Source organism: Hyphomicrobium sp. 01T421, assembly GCF_056398805.1.
Genome location: NZ_JBFTQC010000001.1, coordinates 144,719 through 164,279, shown reverse-complemented (window position 1 = coordinate 164,279; position 19,561 = coordinate 144,719). Strand labels below are relative to the sequence as shown.

15 protein-coding genes are annotated in these 19,561 nt (G+C 58.5%); 3 read left to right on the top strand and 12 right to left on the bottom strand.

Translation table 11 applies throughout. The features are described from left to right. Positions 1-60 precede the first annotated feature (60 nt). Together AC1DK3_RS00820 and AC1DK3_RS00815 are read right to left on the bottom strand one after the other, a co-directional pair. Positions 61-1,896, bottom strand: a complete 1,836-nt coding sequence (locus tag AC1DK3_RS00820) for a carbamoyltransferase family protein (RefSeq protein WP_477190408.1) — start codon at positions 1,894-1,896, stop codon at positions 61-63. Positions 1,897-2,013: 117 nt separating this feature from the next. Continuing rightward, positions 2,014-2,433 (bottom strand): hypothetical protein, encoded by a 420-nt coding sequence (locus AC1DK3_RS00815; RefSeq protein WP_477190407.1) that lies wholly within the window; start codon positions 2,431-2,433, stop codon positions 2,014-2,016. Between the two features lie 482 nt (positions 2,434-2,915). Here AC1DK3_RS00815 and AC1DK3_RS00810 point away from each other — a divergent pair, with 482 nt between their 5' ends. The 3 genes from AC1DK3_RS00810 to AC1DK3_RS00800 all read left to right on the top strand — a co-directional run bounded on the left by AC1DK3_RS00810 (position 2,916) and on the right by AC1DK3_RS00800 (position 7,122). Continuing rightward, a complete protein-coding gene (locus tag AC1DK3_RS00810) occupies positions 2,916-4,316 on the top strand; it encodes an alpha/beta hydrolase family protein (RefSeq protein WP_477190406.1) in 1,401 nt (466 codons plus the stop codon). A 362-nt stretch (positions 4,317-4,678) separates the two neighbouring features. Beyond that, positions 4,679-4,837 carry a DUF5989 family protein gene (locus tag AC1DK3_RS00805; RefSeq protein ID WP_477190405.1) on the top strand — a complete coding sequence of 53 codons (159 nt, stop codon included), beginning with the start codon at positions 4,679-4,681 and terminating at the stop codon, positions 4,835-4,837. Positions 4,838-5,022: 185 nt separating this feature from the next. Continuing rightward, positions 5,023-7,122, top strand: coding sequence for a tetratricopeptide repeat protein (locus AC1DK3_RS00800; RefSeq protein WP_477190404.1), 2,100 nt, complete (start codon positions 5,023-5,025; stop codon positions 7,120-7,122). Between the two features lie 415 nt (positions 7,123-7,537). On the opposite strand, the gene AC1DK3_RS00795 is transcribed toward AC1DK3_RS00800, so the two are convergent. From AC1DK3_RS00795 to AC1DK3_RS00750, 10 genes are all read right to left on the bottom strand, one after another. Continuing rightward, a complete protein-coding gene (locus AC1DK3_RS00795; protein ID WP_477190403.1) occupies positions 7,538-7,846 on the bottom strand; it encodes a formate dehydrogenase subunit delta in 309 nt (102 codons plus the stop codon). A 274-nt stretch (positions 7,847-8,120) separates the two neighbouring features. Then, positions 8,121-8,498: a PRC-barrel domain-containing protein gene (locus AC1DK3_RS00790; protein WP_477190402.1), complete on the bottom strand. Its 378-nt coding sequence runs from the start codon at positions 8,496-8,498 to the stop codon at positions 8,121-8,123. A gap of 311 nt (positions 8,499-8,809) precedes the next feature. Then, positions 8,810-11,506: a hybrid sensor histidine kinase/response regulator gene (locus tag AC1DK3_RS00785; protein WP_477192843.1), complete on the bottom strand. Its 2,697-nt coding sequence runs from the start codon at positions 11,504-11,506 to the stop codon at positions 8,810-8,812. A 105-nt stretch (positions 11,507-11,611) separates the two neighbouring features. After that, positions 11,612-12,289 (bottom strand): chemotaxis protein CheX, encoded by a 678-nt coding sequence (locus AC1DK3_RS00780; RefSeq protein ID WP_477190401.1) that lies wholly within the window; start codon positions 12,287-12,289, stop codon positions 11,612-11,614. After that, positions 12,289-12,672, bottom strand: coding sequence for a response regulator transcription factor (locus AC1DK3_RS00775; RefSeq protein ID WP_477190400.1), 384 nt, complete (start codon positions 12,670-12,672; stop codon positions 12,289-12,291). The genes AC1DK3_RS00780 and AC1DK3_RS00775 overlap by 1 nt, the downstream gene beginning before the upstream one ends. A gap of 132 nt (positions 12,673-12,804) precedes the next feature. Beyond that, a complete protein-coding gene (locus AC1DK3_RS00770) occupies positions 12,805-14,427 on the bottom strand; it encodes a chemotaxis protein CheA (protein WP_477190399.1) in 1,623 nt (540 codons plus the stop codon). Continuing rightward, complete coding sequence (locus AC1DK3_RS00765) at positions 14,427-15,269, bottom strand: CheR family methyltransferase (protein WP_477190398.1); 843 nt, start codon at positions 15,267-15,269, stop codon at positions 14,427-14,429. The genes AC1DK3_RS00770 and AC1DK3_RS00765 overlap by 1 nt, the downstream gene beginning before the upstream one ends. Next, complete coding sequence (gene cheB / locus AC1DK3_RS00760) at positions 15,266-16,372, bottom strand: chemotaxis-specific protein-glutamate methyltransferase CheB (RefSeq protein ID WP_477190397.1); 1,107 nt, start codon at positions 16,370-16,372, stop codon at positions 15,266-15,268. Before cheB ends, AC1DK3_RS00765 begins: the two co-directional genes overlap by 4 nt. Beyond that, complete coding sequence (locus AC1DK3_RS00755) at positions 16,369-17,823, bottom strand: chemotaxis protein CheW (protein ID WP_477192842.1); 1,455 nt, start codon at positions 17,821-17,823, stop codon at positions 16,369-16,371. Before AC1DK3_RS00755 ends, cheB begins: the two co-directional genes overlap by 4 nt. Next, entirely contained in the window at positions 17,798-19,558 is a 1,761-nt protein-coding gene (locus AC1DK3_RS00750; RefSeq protein ID WP_477190396.1) for a methyl-accepting chemotaxis protein, read from the bottom strand. Before AC1DK3_RS00750 ends, AC1DK3_RS00755 begins: the two co-directional genes overlap by 26 nt. Positions 19,559-19,561: the final 3 nt, after the last annotated feature.

The following is a 19,561-nucleotide window of genomic DNA, read 5'->3' as shown; positions in this document are numbered from 1 at the left end:
ATTGGGCCCGGACGATCGTACCGCCCCGACGCCGATCAGCGCTATACAAGGACTTTGGCCTTAGTCGGCCTCGAGCCCCTTTGCGTATTCACGCGCTAGCCGCTTTTCCTGATCGACCTTGGCGAGGACGCAATTGCCGATGACAAGCGTTTCCATCGCCGTACCCATAAAGCAATTAAACGCGTCCTCGGGTGTGCAGACGATCGGCTCGCCGCGCACATTGAAGCTGGTGTTGACCAGAACGGCGCATCCGGTCCTGCGTTTGAAGGTAGAAAGCAACTGGTGATAGCGGGGGTTTGTCTCCGCGTGCACCGTCTGGACACGCGCGGAGTAATCGACATGTGTGACCGCCGGGATATCCGACCGAAGGACGTTGAGCTTGTCGATGCCGAATAGACCCTCCTTGGACACATCAATTGCCCGACGACGGCTACGCTGCACGTCGGCCACGAACAGCATGTAGGGGCTGTCCTCGTCGAGGTCGAAATAGTCGGCGACATCTTCTCGCAGCACGGACGGCGCGAATGGCCTGAAGCTTTCCCGGTACTTGATCTTGAGATTGAGCGTCTTCTGCATCTCGGGATTGCGAGGGTCGCCAAGAATCGAACGGGCGCCGAGGGCGCGCGGCCCGAACTCCATGCGGCCCTGGAACCAGCCCACCGCGTGACCCGCTTCGAGCGCGTCGCAGGCGCGCTCGAAAATCATCGGTTCCGCAACGACCGAGAACTTGGCGCCGGCACCCGAGAGCCGCCTTTCGATTTCCGCCTGCGAGAACTCCGGCCCAAGATAGGCCCCCTGCATCGCGTCACGTCCGCCGTTCGAACGCCGCGGTTGCGCGTGGTGCGTGTGATAGGCCGCCAGCGCGGCGCCCACCGCGCCGCCAGCGTCGCCTGCGGCGGGCTGGACCCAGATGCGCTTAAAGGCGCCGTCGCGCAGCACTCTTCCGTTCCCCACGCAGTTGAGTGCCACGCCGCCCGCAAGGCAAAGGTTGTTGATGCCATAGGTCTTGGCGAGGCTGCGCGTCGTGCGCAACATGATCTCTTCGGTGACCTTCTGCACGGACGCGGCAAGATCCATGTCGCGCTGTGTGAGGCGCGCTTCGGCGTCGCGCGGCGGGCCGCCGAACAGGTCGTGGAATTTCCGCGACGTCATGGTGAGGCCGGTCGCGTAGTTGAAGTAGCTCTGATCGAGCCAGAACGAGCCGTCCTCCTTGAGGTCGATCACGTTCGCCAAGATGAGGTCGGCGTACCTGGGCTCGCCATAAGGAGCCAGCCCCATCACCTTGTACTCGCCCGAGTTGACCTTGAAACCCGCGTAGTAGGTGAAGGCCGAGTAGAGCAGGCCCAAACTGTGCGGCCAGCGGATCTCGCGTTTGAGATCGAGCGTATTGCCATGGCCGATCCAGACAGACGTCGTCGCCCACTCGCCGACGCCATCCATCGTTAGCACGACGGCTTCCTCGAACGGCGAGGGAAAGAAGGCAGAGGCGGCGTGGCTTTCATGATGCTCGGCGAAAAGCAGCTTACCCTCGACGCTTCCGCTCGGGGAAAGCTTCGCGAGCAGCTTCTCAAGCTCGGACTTCTGGAAAAGCTTTTCCTTGATCCACAGCGGCATGGCCATGCGAAAGGAGGTAAAGCCGCGTGGCGCGTTCGCTAGGTAGGTTTCGATCAAGCGCTCGAATTTGACCAGTGGCTTCTCGAAAAACACCACGTTGGCGACGTCATCGAGACTTATTTTTCCGGCCTCGAGGCAATATTGAATAGCCTTGGCCGGGAAACCCGCGTCATGCTTCTTGCGCGTGAACCTCTCCTCCTGTGCGGCCGCAATGATCCGCCCATCCTCGATGAGAGCTGCTGCACTATCGTGGTAGAACGCTGAAAGGCCAAGCAAGCGCACGGCAGCAGACTCCCGAGCTAACAAGACTGCATGGAAGCAGGCTTCGGCAGCCATTGGTTCGTCACGACCATTCGCGTTTCTCCCAGGGCGGTCCTTTTGCAGAAAGCCGATGCGTATTCAAAATTGATTTGTCATGGACTTGGTCGTGTTGGGCTCCGTACCGCGGTCGATCCAATAAGTGGCTGCGTCTTTCGCGCGCTTTGATCTCAACGGGTCGTGCCAGATCCGCATTAGCAGTCCCGCCGGCACGAAGACCACGGCGAAGATGGCGAACATCACCAACGGATTTACGATCCGGTGCAGCAGTAGGCCGAAATAGAACCACGCTCCGTTGAGCGGCTTCAACATCGCCGGCGCGAACAGGCTCGCGGCGGCCAAAGCGACGCCAGCGGCCGAAGCTCTCCACAGAGTGATGTGCGACTCTCGCCAGATGATCGCGACAATGCCGGCCACGGCGGCGAAGACCAGCCCCGTCGCGCGCTCTGTTGGTCGGGCGATCTCATTCTGGGTAAAGGACTCGTGGAAATTTCTGCTCATGCCTTCAACACGAGCAGAAAGTTGGCCCTGCTGTCTACCCAGTTTCTTCCAGCTCGCAAAAAGTACGCACAAAGCAGCAACGGGTCTCGACGCAGACGATACGTAATCGCTGCCGAGCGGAACCCGGCGGGCCTAAGACGCAACCGCGAAGATGCCGATTGTGCAGGTCACCCTCTGCCACATCCGTGCACCCGGCGCCAAGCGAAGTGGCGCACGCTCTCCTATTACTGACGAGCTCGCGATGCCATGAGGACATTTCACGGACGTCAGGCGCGCATGGCCCGCGAGCGGTGGCAGCACGTTTTTCCGAATGGCTTGATCGCCAACAGCGGATTAGCGACCGCCGCCTAAAGGCAGGCAGCTACGGCGCCAGTTTCGAGCGTTCGGCGGTGCGTGGCTTTTTGTCTGCAAGCATGGCGGATCACTCAAGGCCGCCAGCGATAATGAGGTGACTTCCAGGGAGAATCTCAGTGAAAAACTCAATGAAATTGCACGCAACATCCAAGAGAGGCGCGTTCAGTCTCGCTGCACTAACCGCAGCGCTCACAACCACCGTATACACCACCGGCGCACCGGCATGGGAAAACCCACTGGAGAGCCGTTACATCGGTAAGTCGTATGACGTCTGCGATCAGGGTGGGTTCTTCGTCGGCGGCGTGCCCAAGGTCACGAACTTCGCCTCATCGGCGACGGTGGAAGGCCCGCCCGAGCAGATCACTATCGGCCAGGCTTACGTGCAGTTCCAGATCCCTGAGGAGCGCAAGAAGTGGCCGCTCATCATGGTGCATGGATCAGGCTATACGGGATCCGCCCTCGATGCGACCCCGGACGGGCGCGAAGGCTGGTATTCCTATGCCGTGCGCAACGGTCTTGCGACCTTCATCGTCGACCAGCCAGGCCGGGGACGCTCGGGCTTCGACCGCTCCGTCTACCATGAGGCGAGAATCACCGGAAACCTCAACCTCATCCCGACGCTTGGCGGCGGCTCGAGCAACAACATCTGGACATCGTGGTTCGGCCATCTCATCCCTGCCGGCTCGAACATCGTCAACGGCACGATGATCCGCCACGGCGATCCCGGCGACCCGGATCCCGCGGAAAATCCGGCGATGCCTGGGCAGGGCCACGGCAAGTATCCGCCGGCCTATCCGATCCCGCCGGTCCCGAACTCGTTCGACGAACAGATCGCTGCCCGCGTTGGAGCCATCGGACCTGCTCCGAATCCGGCCAACAACAAATATCTGGCCCTCGAAAGCTACAAGTATCTCGTGCCCAACGCGGAGGCCACTCTGCCGACAGGCACCTGCGCCGCGTGCACGCCGACGACCGTACCTTCGTCAGACTGGTGGAGTTCGCATGCGTTAGCCGAACTCGTCATCGGCCTAGGCGGCGCCGTCGTATCGCCGCACTCGCAGTCGACGAGCCAGGTGTTCCATATGGTTCGTGTGCTCAAGGAAAAGGGCAAGCTGCACCTGCTCAAGGGCATCATCGTTCCCGAGGGCGGCGGTACGACCTTCCCGAACGCCGGCCTCACGCCAAAGGACTTCGATACGGTGCCGTTCCTGATCGTAAACGGTGACTACCGTCCCGATGCAACGCGCGTCGTGAACCGCTCGGCCGTGGATGCCATGAACTCGACCGGCACACGCAAGGTGAGCAAGGCAACCTATGTCGACACCGAGACGCTCGGGCCGAAGTTCAACGGCCAGACGCACATGAATATGTTGGGAACGAACAACTTGCTGCTGTTCGATTATTTTCTCAAATGGGCGGACAAGAACATTTCCAACCCTACTTTGAAGAAGAGCTGCGGGAAGAAGGACAACGACTGGCACGATCATGACGATTGGGGTCATGGCGGTCACCGTCGGGGGCGTGGCTAACAATAATCTGTAGCTGTTTCATCGTCGCAACTCGTGGAGCGGCCGCCTTCGGGCGGCCGTTCTAATTTCCGGCCCGGCGTAACTCGCGCATGCCGCCACGTCGGCATTGCTCGGTTCGCGGAACAACGTCGGCTTAGTGTTCGCTCACGACCAAGGCATGTTCGCTCAGCGCGTTGCTGACCGATTGAAGTTCAGACTAGGGTTCTTGCGGGCCCGCCTACGACCGCGACGGCCGCGATCATCACGGCCGCGATCATCGTGACCGCGGCCACTGACGTCGATAAGATATCCTGACGCCGACTTGCAGCAGCGGCCGCCTCGGCGGTGGCTGCTCACGAACTCGAACCAGCCGGACGGGAAGCATGAGCAAGCTCAAGATCATTGGCGAATATTTCGCTTTTCTACGCCAGGAAAAGAAATGGTGGATGTTCCCGATCGTGGCCGTCCTCATGCTTTTCGGCTCGCTCATACTCCTGACGCAGGGCAGCCCGCTCGCTCCGTTCATCTACGCTCTGTTCTAGATGCGGTGTGGGCGTCTTCGCGGAACTCAGAAGTAATTGGGCTGTGGCCGGCGCGGGCGGCGGCTGCTTTTCGCACTTGCGTCAAGCGCCCGGAAAACAAGCACCGGGAAAAAAGTAGCCGAAGCCACCGATCTTCGCCATCTTCCTGATGCTCCTTGCACGTCCCGGAAAGGCAAGATGAGAACATGAGTAAAAATGCGCGGCTTTGGGTTTTCCGGATCGTCACTGCAATCTTTCTGCCCGTGCTGGCACTGGCCGCAATCGAAACCACGCTGCGTCTTGTCGGATACGGTCACGCCGCGACGTTCACTGTCCCCTGCACGGTCAACGGCCGCGACTCCTTTTGCGATAACGATCACTTCACCTGGCAATTCTTCCCCGCCGGCGCCTTCCGGCTGCCGCTGAGTTTTGCCTTCCCGGCAAAGAAGCCCGCAGACACATACCGCATCTTCGTCATCGGCGAGTCGGCCGCTCAGGGCGATCCCGAGCCCTCCTATTCGTTCTCACGCTATCTCGAGGTGATGCTGCGCGAGCGCTTTCCGAAAGTGCACTTCGAGGTCATAAACACCGGCATCACGGCAGTGAACTCACACGTGCTCCTGCCCTTGGTCCGCGATCTCGCACACCATGAGCCGGATCTCTTTGTCATCTACACCGGCAACAACGAGGTGGTCGGCCCGTTCGGCGCAGGCAACTCCTTCACGCCGGGCGGCTCGAGCCTCGCCCTCATTCGCAGCAGCGTTCTCTTGAAATCGTCACGCACAGGGCAACTTCTCGGCGATGCGCTGCGCCCGAAGAGCTCGCAGGGCATGTGGCACGGCATGGAGACGTTCCTCGAGCAGCAGGTCCCGGCCGACGCGCCCGCTTTGGCCGGAGTGTACGAGAACTTCGAAGCCAACCTACGCGACATGGTCGACGCGGCGCAGGGGCCGGGCGCCAAAGTTCTCTTGAGCACGGTTGGCGTCAATCTCAAGGACAATGCGCCGTTTGCCTCGGTCCATCGCGCCGGCGTTGCCGACAGCGAGCGCGCAGCCTGGGAGGCGTCCGTGAAGGAGGGCGCGCTCATCGAGGCAAGCGGGGAATACGCGGAGGCGTTGAAACGATATCTTGCGGCGGCAGCGATCGACGACCGTCATGCCGAATTGCAATTCAGGATAGCGCGCGCCTCATGGAACCTCGGCGACTTTGCGCAAGCTCGTGAGCGGTTCGCGCAGGCCCGAAATCTCGACGCCTTGCGCTTTCGCGCCGACGGCCGAATTAACGACATTATCCGCTCAGTGGCAAAAACGTCGGGACCTCACGTCGAACTCATCGATACCGAAGCGATCTTTGCCGGCGAAAGCCAAAACGGATCGCCGGGGCGCGAGTTCTTTTACGACCATGTCCACATGAGCCCTCATGGCAATTACCTGATTGCCCGCAATCTGTTTCCGCGCATCTTCGCACTGCTGCCGGAAAAGGTTCGCCAGAATGCTGGCCCCGTCGAGGCCCCCTCCGCCGAGGAAGCCGAGAAGCTGCTTGCGATGACACCATTCGACCGGAGCCGGGTTGCCAAGACCGCGGCTAGCTGGCTTAGCCAGCCGCCGTTCACCAACCAGATCAATCACGAGGAGCAGGTGGATCTGCTCACGCAAGAAGCAGGTGCCGGGAGCGTCGATTTCGAAAGCACAGCGGCCGCTTATCGCTCGGCGCTCGGCAAGGTTCCCGACGATCGCTGGCTGCACTTCAATTTCGGTATTCTTCTCGAGCAGAGCGAGCCGGCCGCTGCAGCGGCAGAGTTCCGTCGCGCCCTCGATATCCTTCCTGGAGACTACGGATCGCGACAGAAGCTTGCCGAAACGCTCATCCGCATGGGCAATTTCGAAGATGCTATCGGCGAGTGCCGCACTGTGCTGACACAGAAGCCTTATCACGCGCCAGCCCACTTCACGATGGCCTATGCGTTGGCCCAGTTGCAGCGATTTGACGAAAGCATCTCGGCCTATGAACTGTCTATCCGGTTCCATCCAGGTTACGTGGTGACCGCCTACAACATGATTGGGCTCAGTCAGCTAGGTCAAAAGAAATACGATAGCGCTGCGGCGAGCTTTCAGAAGGCGCTCGATGTCAATGTCGCTGACGCCGCGAAAAGCGACCTTCTCTACAATCTGAGCGTTGCATTGAAGCGGTCGGGGAGAGACACCGAGGCGCAGAACGTGTTGACCGCCATGGCAAACCACGAAGAAACGATGCGCAGAAAATCTCCACCCATCGAGCCAAACCCCGGATCTAAAGACATTCGCTGAAGCCGCTCTAGAGCACGAAGCTGATCGCTGCCAACGATCCGCTCGGCAACACCCATAAGGGCAAGTGCTTGCCGAAGAAACCGCGGAGGTGAACGCCTGAACCAAGAAGGCCTTCTCCTGCAATCGACCTTCAAAAATAGCGAATGCGAAATAGAGCCACTTTCGCTGGCGTCCTGGTCTTTTTTCTCGCGCGTTTAAGCGAATGCCGACCTGACTTTGCGCCGACCGTTGGGGTTGGGGTGCTCCGGGCTTCCGACGCGGTTTGTTGCATCGCGACTGCTGATCTCTCGGCGCTATTCGCGAGTTTCACTTGTGGTCGGAAGACTTACGCGCCGTCCGACCTCTCTCAGCCCGATGATATCAATGACATCCACTCCGCGGTTTGAAGTGCTACCGCGACGGCGCGCGCGTGAGTCTATCCCGCATCGCCTCCTCCTTCAGCAAAACTGGGCTTTCCGCCCGTCGGCGCGTGTGCGCCCGGTTTGACATTGGATCGCCGCCCATCGGATTTGGGTCCCTGAAAATAGACTGTCATTGCTTCAATGCATAAGGGGTTCAATCCTTTACCGCCCGACTCCAAAATTTTCTTCAATTCATCGCGCATACGCGGTTCCCACGTATTGTGAATATGCTTTGCAACGCCGTCGAGCGCTTCGGGTTTTGGGTAAACGCCGAAGAAGTCAGTAATCTGATTAGCCATACGAACTAAGTCGGAGTTTTTCACAGTGGTCACTCCTTGGTTGGCCTGACGTCAGCATAGACCCGCCAGCCGTTGGACAGAAGCCGTTCAAGTTTCGAAACCTTCGCGAGCGAGCACCTGTTCCCAATGGTCTGCGATTGCTCAACGCAGCCGCCGTTCGCGATCAAACGAGGCGCGGATTCATATTGCTTTCGATCGAATGCTCAGCGGGAGCGAGGTACCCCAGCAAAAAAGAGCCCGCCGCGGAGATCGCGGCGGGCTTTTGGCTGACGGCTTTTAGCCTATGCCGCGACGTGCTTTACGGCTTGTAGAATTTGTAGTCTGGCAGGGCCTTGAGCGAATCCTTAGTGCCATCCGTCACGATTTTCAGACTGCTACCATCGCGGCTCACCTTTATGGCGCTCCACGGCACCGAAACGTACTTCTCGCCTATACCGAGGAACCCCCCGACGCTGAGAACCACCTCATCGAGCGAACCGTCGGGCTTGAGAATGATATCCTCGATGCTGCCGATGTTTTCGTTGGCAGTATTGTAGACCTTGGAGCCGACGAGCTTGCTGCTGCGGTATTCGTCGGCTGCCTGCATGTCATCCGCAGCTCGAGCCGGCATTGCAACTGCTCCTGCTGCAATGAGAACGGCGGCCGCCGCGAAAAGCGATGTCATCATTTTTTTCATTTACGTCTCCACCGATATGAGCTCTTTGCCGACCCGATATCGTTCACGACGCGTGGATAGTTCCGCTGCTAAGCCCATTATTACCATGGGCGGTGCCACCACCGAAAAGACTGAGCCTTCACAAGTGCCGCAACAGGCGCCTCTGAACGGAACGCAACCCGATACGGAACTCAAAAGCGATCCTGAGCCGGACACAGCGAGCCCATCGAAAAACTGATCACGGGGCATCAACCTGATGGAAGCCCGTCGCACGACGACTACCAAAGCCAATCAGTTCAGATGACCGATCCAACATCGTGACGTAGTGCGTCTTAGCTCTGGATTATTTGCCGAATTTTCGCGGCTAGGGCCTCGACCGTGAACGGTTTGCCCAGCATCTGCATGTTAGACCCTAGAAATTCACTTCGGACAGCCGCTTTCTCGGTGTAACCGGTAATGAAAAGCACCTTGAGGTCGGGGCGGTACTGTCTGCCAATTTCGGCCAGCTGGCGTCCATTCATGTTTGGGAGACCGACATCAGTTATCAGCAGATCGATGTCGCGATTCCCTTGGAGATAAGGAATGGCACTCGCGGCATCCTCGGCCTCGACGAAGCCGTAACCCAATTCCTTAAGCAGCTCAGTCACAGTGAAACGCACAGAAGAATCATCTTCAACAATAAGGATCGTTTCCCCGCGGCCGCGAGCTAACTGTACCTTAGCATCGGTGCGCGCCTCTTCTTCCAGGGACCGCCCACGGCGCAGATAGATTTTCACAGTGGTGCCGCGGTCGATCTCGCTGGTGATCCGGATGTGACCGCCAGATTGTTTTACGAAGCCGTAGATCATCGATAGACCCAGCCCCGTGCCTTGCCCGATCGGCTTTGTGGTAAAGAACGGCTCAAATGCCTTTTTGATAACCTCACGCGACATCCCCGAGCCTGTGTCCGAAACCGAAACCACGACGAACTCGCCTACCGGGATTTCGTCGCTCTGCCTCTTGGGCTCAGAGCTAAAATGGGCATTTGTTGTCTCAATCGAGATGCGGCCTCCTTCAGGCATGGCGTCGCGAGAATTGAGTATTAAGTTCAGCAGCGCACTCTCGAACTGGTTCGAATCCGTCATTGCCGGCCAAAGGTCGGCCGTCAAACTGAACTCAAGGGTAATATCTTCGCCCAATGGGCGCCGCAGGATATCCTGAATACCCTCGATCAGCGCATTGACGTCCTGCGCTTTGATATCGAGCGATTGCCGCCGCGCGAACGCAAGCAGACTGTGAGTGAGCGTTGCCGCCCGGTGAGCTGAGTTGAGACCCGCTTCGATGTATTCATTGACTCCCTCGGTACGCCCAGTGTTTAGGCGCCGCTGAATGAGACCCAACGCAGCAATCACACCAGTCAGCATATTGTTGAAATCGTGCGCGATGCCGCCCGTGAGTTGTCCGACCGCCTCCATCTTATGAGCCTGCCGAAGCTGTTCTTCGGCACGCGCGAGCGTCTCTTCACGTTGAAGCTGCTCTGTAACATCGCGCGCGACACAATAAAAAAGGTCTGCTTGGCGAACCGCCGTCCATGACAATTGACGATAGTTGCCCTGCCGCGTGCGCAAACGATTTTCGAAGCTTAAACTTGCGTCGGAGCTGACGCTGAACGGGGATCGCGTTTTCTCGCGGTCGTCTGGATGTTCAAGCCATTCCGAAGTCCTTCCCGCGATTTCGCTGCTATCCCAGCCCAGAACGCGTGTCCATGCTGGGTTCACGCTCTGCCAGACGCCCTTCGCGTCCGCGATACCCAAAAGATCTTGTGAGAGCTGCCAAATCCCATCTCTTTCGCGCGTTCGCTCTTGGACGCGGCTTTCCAGCGTTTCATTGAGAGTGATGAGCTGCTTTTCGATGAGCTTTGAATGCGTGACGTCGTAGATCACCCCGCTGAATCGGCGGCCCGCCGTTTCCGCATCGCGAAGGTACTCACCTCTTTTAGCCAGCCAACGGATCTCGCCTGTATTAGCCTTGATGATCCGCAATTCCGAATTTGAGACGCCGACGGCTTTCGATCGCTCCGAAATTTCAATCAGCGCAGGATCACCGGGATGGACAACACTGTTGATCGTGTGCACAGGCAGATCTTCGGCCGGTTGCAAACCCAGAAGCTTACAAAACTGATTGGAGACTGTTGCCGTCGCAAAGCCTTCCACATGTTCGAATGTGCCGATCCCACCCGCCGATTGCGCAATGCGCAGCCGTTCTTCGGCGACCTTCCGCTCAGTTATATCAACGAGGACACCACTGAAGCGCGTAGGCCGATCTTCAGCATCATATCGGCATCGGCCCCGTGCGTGCACCCAGCGCATCGTGTGATTGGGGAGCAAGATGCGATATTCTTTCGAGAAGACCTCGGCCCCACGCAATATGCCGCCAATGGCGAGGCGGATACGCGTCCGGTCGTCGGGATGAATGATCGAGAAGAAGAGGTTGGGACTGACGCCGCTCGCGGCTTCCTCAGCCTTTATTCCGTAAAGCGCCGCAAAGCGCGGATCGCCCAGGATCCTGTTTTTATCGATTTGCCATTCCCATGCCGCGGCGGCGCCAGTGAGCGACAAGGTGATCCGCAGACGCTCGTTGACCTCGTTCAGCCGCTTCTGACTGGCTTGAAGTTCCGCGTCGACGACCCCCCGCTCCGCTTCCAGCATGACGTCCGCGTGCGCGTGCGTCGACGCGAAAAACCGCAATTGGCCATCAGAAAGAACTGGAAAGATCGACAGGCTATTCAGGAACGGCGAACCGTCCTTTCGAAAATTCAGAATTTCAATTTCGATCGGCAGGGAGTCCTTGAGGGCCGCCGAAATTTTCGCGACGGTTTCATGTTTCGTGCCGTCGCCCTGAAGAATGCGGCAGTTACGCCCCAGGATGTCCGCGGATGAATAGCCTGAAAGGCGACTGAAGGCCTCGTTCACGAATATGACCGGGTTGTCGGGCAACCGTGGGTCAGTGACGACGAACGGCATCGGAGACCGCTCCAACGCAGCAAACATCGGCCCGGCGAGCGATTTGAATTCACTCAGAGACGAAGTCTCCAACGGATCCAATTTGCTACTGTTGGTTTCGCTATGCATCACTCAATACCGAAGCCACGCCATTCAGATATTTACGGCGTCCTCGACGCCGTCAGTCATCACGGAGGCAATGAACTCATCCAAAAGGACTCTGAGGTTTGCCAGCGACGGGAGATCCATCAGCATGGCGATATAACCCCTCATATCGAGGTCCAAAATCGAGAAGTTGATATAGAGAAAAAGCACGAGCCGTCCATCTGGGGTTGTCTCGTCTATCTCGAAGAGTTTCGCTCCTGTCCCCCGCATGACTTTCGGGAGAGAAATGTTGAGGGATTGGTTGAGAATATTCGCGATCGTCGCGAGGCAACCGTTGAGGATGATGTTACCGGTCTCCGCCAACGCTTCTTCCTCGATGTCCTGTGCATCGTTCACCGGGATGTCAGGCCCAACAATGGCACGGATCAGTTCGAGGCTCTTGGCCTGGGGAAATATCAGCAAAGCTCTGCCCGAGAACGATCCGGAAAAAGCCTGCTGGACAGCCACGAGCTTATCGCCTTCCCGCTCCCCGACTAGCGCAGCCGCGGCTCGACTGTCCATGACTTCGACGGATGGTACGGACAATAGGACCTGCTGACCGATCATCTTGCGCAGGCTCGCGGCAGCCCGGCTCACCCCGATATTTGCAAGTTCCGCAAGGGCGTCCCGCTCGAGTTCGGTCAAGGTCACCTGCGCGGGCCCCTCATTATGGATGACCGGGGCCATTATATGTTTTCGGCCGGCAAGGTTAGTGCGGCAATATCGAGAAAACCTTGTAGGCCTTCCTGAGTAAGCGGCTTGGCGACAAACGCCGCGTCCACAGCCTTGGCAGCTGCTACGACTTCGTTTTGAATGTTAGCGGTGATGAGGGCAATCGGCATCGAGGGCCGTAACTTCCTAATTTCGTCCGCCAGTTCAACGCCGTTTATTCCAGGCATGTTGAAATCGAGAAGTGCGACATCTATTTGATTTTTGGCGATCAGTTCGAGTGCCTCGCTGGCGTTGCTGGCTTCGATACGCTGCCACGAAGGCTTGAGCGCTGAAATAGCCTTAGCGGCAACGATACGCGCCAATTTGCTGTCGTCGACGATCAGGACGGTTGTGGTCATTAGGGCTCCAATTGGATCTGCTCAACAACACTCGGCAACTGAAGCTCCCAGAGATCCCCAGACGAGCACACAAGAGAAGAGTAACGCTCGCAAAATCCATATGTTCCGGAGACTGAAGAATTTCTCGTCGTCTTATCCAATAAGCGCCGGCAAGTCGAGAACAAGCAAGACCCGGCCGTCGCCAAGCAAGGCCGTACCGGCCACACCCGGGAGATCGGAGAGTACGCCTGCAAGGGGCCGCACGAAGACGTCAAGCCGTTCACCAACCCCATCGACTTCTACGCCAACGAGTTGGCTGCCCACACTTACGACGAGAACCTTGGCTTCGGAGCCGGCTTGGCCCCCTTCCGGCAGATTAAGCAATTCGTCCAACCGAAGGAAAGGCAACGTTCGGCCCCGAAGCACGAATGCTTCGCCGTCTCGTATCGGCAGGATCCGGTTGCGCGGGATACGGGCGGACTCGACAATCCCACTGATCGGAATGCCAAACCAATCTCCCGCGGCCTGAGCCACGATGACCGTTCTCGAGAGAACGGCCTGCGGCAAGTGCATTTGAACTGTCGTACCAGCGCCCAAAGAACCCTTGACCGTGATACGCCCGCCGAGAGCGGCTATTCCCGTTCGGACAGCATCCATTCCGACGCCGCGTCCCGAAATCTCGGTGACAGCGTCCGAAGACGAGAAGCCCGGCATGAAGATTAGGTCGGCGGCGCCGGCATCGTCGAGCGCATTCGCGGCTTCTTCGGTTAGGAGGCCTTTGAGCTTTGCGACGCTCCGCAACCGCGAAGGGTCAAGGCCGGCACCGTCGTCCGAGACCGAGATGATGATCTGATCGCCATCAGCACGCGCTTCGAGGACGATACGCCCCGCCACCGGCTTCCCCGAAGATCGACGAGATTTCGCGTCTTCGATGCCGTGGTCGACGGCGTTGCGCAGAACATGCAGCAGCGGTTCGAACAGGCCGTCGACAATCGACTTGTCGGCTTCGACGCCACCGTCACGAATTTCAAACTCCACGGATTTTCCGAGCTTGCTCGCAGTATCGCGCATCCATCGAGGAAACCGCTCGAATATCCGGGATACCGGCGTCATCCTGAGCGACATGACGGCCCGGTTCATATCACTCGTTAAGCGCTCGAACCCGGCGACGTTTGCGGCAAACGCATTGGCGAGCGGCGAGTTTGCCGCGCTCGCCTGTGCCGACAAATGCCCGAGACTATTCTTCGCAACAATCAACTCCCCGACCAAATCGACAAGCGAGTCGATGCGCGCGGTATCGACCCGCATCGTTCTGGTGCTGCTCTCTGTCGGTGTGCTGGACGGGCCCGAACTTTCTGCGGGTTCGACGGACGGTCCGTCCTCACCGGGAGCCGGCGTCATCAAGATTGACAATGTCTGGCTTAGGCCGCGCCCTTCCTGTTCCGCGCTCGCAGGCAATCCTCCGGTCCTGGCGATCGCTTCGATCCAACGCTCGCTCGCATCGATGCACGCAAGCAGCGCATCGATCACCGATCGATCCGCTTCCGACTTTTCGGCTCGGAGCTTTCCGAGAAGATCCTCAGCCGCGTGCAGTGCTGCACCCATAGGTGCGAAATCGAATAGCGCAACTGAACCTTTGAGCGTGTGAACGGCTCTGAACAGGCTATCCAACCGCGCGGAATCCGACGGTGACCGCTCCAGCGCAATGAGGTCGTCGGATGCCTGAACAACGAGTTCCCGCCCTTCGATCAAAAACTGTTCGAGAAGATCGTCCATCACTGCCTCGGCCGTTGATAGACGATGGCATCTTCGAATCTCCGAACCTCGAAGCGATCGGAAATACGAGCCATCGATTCGCTGTGTCCGAGGCAAATAAAGCCACCCGCGTTAAGGGCTTCATAAAGATTGTGCGATGCGGCGAGGCGAGACGCATCATCGAAATAAATGAGGACATTGCGGCAAAAGATGACGTCGAATTTTCCTTGGGCCGCCATCGCCGTGGCGTCGACAAGATTTGTTTGGGTAAATTTTACGGATTCCCGGATGTCGTCGATAATCCGCCAAAAAAACTCGTCCTCCGCACGGAAGTAGCGTTCGATCACATCGGGAGAGAGCCTGGAAAGTGCGCGCGCACCGTAAACACCGACAGCAGCCTCGGACAAGACGCGAGTATCGATATCGGAGCCCACGATCTCAATATTGTAAGCGTCCACGAGACGCCAGTTTTCAAGTAGCCAGATAGCTATCGAATAGGGCTCTTCGCCTGTGGAGCATGGGACGGACCAAATCCGCACCAAATCGCCCGGCCCGCGAGTGCGCACAATTTCGGGAAGCAGCGAACGATCAAGGCACCGAAGCTGGCCATCTTCTCGATTGAAGTAGGTTTCGTTGACTGTGAAGCTATTGATGAGCTGTTCGACCTCAGGACCGGCGCTTCGGAGAAGTCCAAAGTATTCGGCGAACTTGCTCAAGCCCACTTGGCTCATCCGGTCCGTCAATCGGCGCTCGATGTAAAACCGTTTACTCTCGCCATACTGGATGCCAGTGCGCTTATAGAGGAACTCACACAGACGGATAAGGTCATCCGGAGTCAACGGCGGCTTGGTAGCTCCGCTCATCGCGCCCAAGCTTTCAGTTGGGACGCGATTTTATCGACCGGTCTCACAACATCGGCGCCGCCCAACTTGACCAATTCTCCGGGCATCCCCCAGACAACTGCTGTCTCTTCGGCTTCGGCGATCGTCCTGCCGCCCTCGGTGTAAAGTCGTGTCATCGCTGCAGCCCCGTCGTCGCCCATGCCGGTCATCAGCACACCGACGACGCGCTCCGCGCCGACGTGTTCCAACGTTGTTCGAACCAGCCGATCAACGCTTGGGTGCCAACGGTGTTCCGGAAGGGGGGAGGCTGACGTTACGTAAACTCTATCGGCTCGGGACACGACAATGATATCGGCATCTCCTTTACCGATGTAGACGTTTCCGGCCTCCAACGGGATCGGCTGGGTCACCTCCTGTACGTTGAGCGCGCAAAGACGATCCAGCCGACGGGCGAGCGGTCCAGTAAAGGATGCTGGCATATGCTGGGCCACAATTATCGGCCAGGGAAAGTCAGGAGGCAGCGGCGAAAGCAATGCATCGAGAGCCGGCGGTCCGCCCGTTGAAGTCCCAACAACAACAACTCGGTCGTTCCGGCTGACCGCCCGCCGGAATCCAGCGGGTCGAATGACTTCTGGTTTCCGTCCACGCGTTAGCGGCAAAGCGCGATTTCTTGTGTTTGCTTCGGCACCTTGCAGTCGAACACGTTCGGTCAGCCGACGACTCTTGCGAAGGTGCGCTTTTGCTGCCGACCGGACTTTCTCGATGAGTGCTGTTTTCAATTCATCGATCGCGAGCGAGATCGCACCTTCGGGCTTCGTGAAAAAATCCACGGCACCGAGCGCCATCGCCTCGAACGTTTCATCGGCACCGTCTGCCGTGAGTGAGGAGACCATGATGACCCTGGAGGGCCTCTCGAGCATGATACGGTCGAGGCAAGCCAAACCATCCATATTCGGCATGTGCACGTCGAGCGTCACCACATCCGGCTTGAACTCGTGTACCTTTGCCAGACCCTCGACGCCGTCCCGCGCAAACGCGACCTCAAGGTCGTCCTCGGATTCGAAGATGCTGCCGAGCAGGCGACGCATTAAAGCTGAATCGTCGACGACCAGGACTTTGATCACGGGCGGTGCGGCGCCTCGGAAACGGCGCTGATGCTTTCCAGTACGTCGCGCTCGGCCTGGTTGAGAAGAGCCTGGGGATCAACGAGCAGGATCATATGTCCATCTCGCTCGATCATCGCGATCCGGTCGATGACGCCGGTGTCGTCGGTCGTGAGCTCCGGCGCTGCGCTCACCTCGCTGGCTGATACGGTTAGAACCTCCGAAACCCGGTCCACCAAGAACCCTGTCTTGAGCCCATCCACAGTTACTACCACAATCCGTCTGCGAACACCGTCCGTGGTTCCTTTGACGGCAAATCGCTGGTTCTGATCGATGACGGGTATCGCCTTGCCGCGCAAATTCATAAGTCCGCTGACAAAAGCCGGCGCAACGGGAACGCGCGTAAGGTTTTCTGGGCAGCGCACCACCTCATCCACCGAACCAATCGGCAACCCGTAGGATTCATTGCCAAGCTGAAAGACGATGAACTGTTCACCATCGACGACATTTTCTTGGTCGGCTGACATGTGCGTGGATCCATGTTCCGATTCGGCCAGCACCCGGGCAACGGTTTCGGCGTCAAAGAGCTTCGCCGGTGCTAGTATGGAGATGAGCCGACGTCCCTCGTCCAATTTGCCTATCGCCTCAATTTGCGCTTCGCCTCTGGCCCGGGTCAGAACGGGAGGTACCGGGTCGAGCGCATCCTGTTTAATCCGCAAGATTTCCTTTACCCCATCGACGACAACACCGACCAGCCCCTCGCCGAGTCGGACAAGAACGACGCGTGACGTCTTTTGATCAAATTCCCCGGGCCCAAAGCCAAGCAGAAAGCGAAGCGACACCAAAGGAACGAGCGCCCCATCAATTTCGGCAGCACCGAGCATCGCCTGATCCGTACGTGGTACTCGGGCAATTGCGGGGGGAAGGACCGAAACACCTTCTACTTGGTCGATTGCCAAGGCAAATTCCTGCTGGGCGATCACGAATGCAAGAAGCGAGAGGAACTCGTGCCGTGCATCCGCGTCAGTGGCATCGGCAGATGCTAGGTTCGCTTCAAACTTCCGATCTCTCTGTATCTGCGGTCGAAAATTCCTCGCCAGTAGCCCATCGAGATCTATGAGGCTCGCATCGGATATCTTAGCTAGTTCTGAAACCTCGTCCACCATCAGTCCAATGATCGTCTTGCGTTTGATCATGACGACTCGTGCAGTCGACGGAGTTATTTCTGACTTGGCGTCGAGTAGTGTACTCGCAGAAACGATCGGCACCGCCGTGCCGCGAAAATTAGCAACACCCAGAAGTTCCGGAGGGCTATGCGGCACGCGGGTTATGTTGATCGGACGAATGATCTCGACGATGTCTGAGAGTGCTAAGGCGAGCCGCCGCCCCCCAGCTTTGAACACGAGGAAACCACCGTCACTTTCGAGAAAGGCTCCACTCATATCTTCACGACTTCGCGCCATCCAGTTCATCGGCAAGAGCGGCTATCTCTTCGATCGCCGCTGCGAGATCCTCGGCGCCTTTTGCTTGCTGGCGCGCTGCGGACGCTGATTGTGCCGCCGAGTTTCCCGCCTCCTCGCTCGCGGCGGCGATCTGTTGCGTGCCCGCTGCTACCTGGCGAACGGAATTGAGGATACCTCGGGACGCAGCGAGCAACTCAGTCGAACCTTCGCTTAGTAGAACGAGTTCCGACTCAACCAGTGCAAGGCGGTCCGAGACAGAACGGTTTTTGCGAATGGCTCCCTGCGATGCAGTTGCTATCTGCTCTAGGTCTCGACGGACGGCAGCGAGTTGAGTTTGGATTGCCACAGCGACGTCCTTCGCGCGTGCTGCGCTGTCCGCCGACTGTCGTGACAAGTTGCGAATATCAGACGACACCACAGCGAAACCGCGTCCAAATTCGCGGGCACGCGCCGCTTCGACGGAGCCGCTGACAGCGAGCATATTGGTCTGCACCGCCACCAAGGCAATGCTATCGACGATCTTTTCGATGCGTCGGCCGGAAGCCTCCAACACAGCGAGCACTTTGCCGACTTCTACCGTTTCTTCGAGAGCGGTCGACAGGCCGGAGCTGAGGGCAACCACTGTTTCGCGGTTCGCCTTTATGATCGGCGCCAAGGCGGAAGCGCGCTCCGTCGCCTCGCCGGCGGCATTCTGCAAGGCAGAAGCGGCCTTTTCGATCTGTCCTAGCGCGGCGCTCGACTGTTGGGCGGCCGACGCCTGAGCTTGTGCCCCAAGACCGATTTGATCAGTTGACGCTAAAATTTGCGCAGCTGCCGCTGATAATTCCTGCACGGTCGCCGACAGTTCCTCGGCCGCGGCAGCGAGCTGTTCAGAACCCGCCGCCACGCCGGCTTCGTTATGAAGTCCGTCGGCTAGACGCGCCAGCTCATGGGCCGTCGTCTGGCTCTGATCCAACGCCTTGCTCTGTTGCTCTACGGCCTGCTGGGCCTCTGCAGTCGCCGCCGCCTGCTGCTCGGCTGCACTCGCAACCGATTGGGCGCCCCGCTGGGCCTCGAGGGCAGCGGCTTCCGCTGCTTCTGTTGCAAGCAAAATCGAGCGGCTACCTTCCGCAAAGACGTGCATATCCTTCCGGATGACATCAAGCGCGCCGATAACGTCACGGCCACTTTGGGATTCAAGTTGGGCACGATCTGCGGCGCTCTTGATGCGAGCTACGATGGAGCGTACCTGCGAGGAAATGGAACTCGCAAGGTCCTGAACCTCCCGCGCACTTTTCTCTGACGACTCGGCGAACGCGCGGACTTCGTCGGCGACAACCGAAAAGCCGCGACCGTGCTCGCCGGCACGCGCCGCTTCGATCGCAGCGTTCAACGCCAAAAGATTTGTCTGGTCGGATACGTCCGCGACAGTTCGTGTAATTTCTCCGATGTTTGCGGCTTGCGCTTCTAGCGTTCCGACAACCTCCACCGCGCGTAACTGTCGATCGGAATTGTCTTGTACGGCGGTGATCAGAGATTCGACCTGGGCAGCCGATTCCACGAGAAGCGCCTGGAGCGATTCTGCCTTCTTGCTCGATGTACCAGCGCGCTCGCGGCCTTGAGCGAATATCGCGCCGAGGCTGTTCACGGCGGCCTGAGATTCTTGAGATGCGCCGGCTGCTTCCTCGGCCGCACTTGCGATTTGTTCAAGCGACCGGCGAAGCTCTTCCGCCGCTGCAGCTGCCTCGGTTATTCCGGCCGACAATTC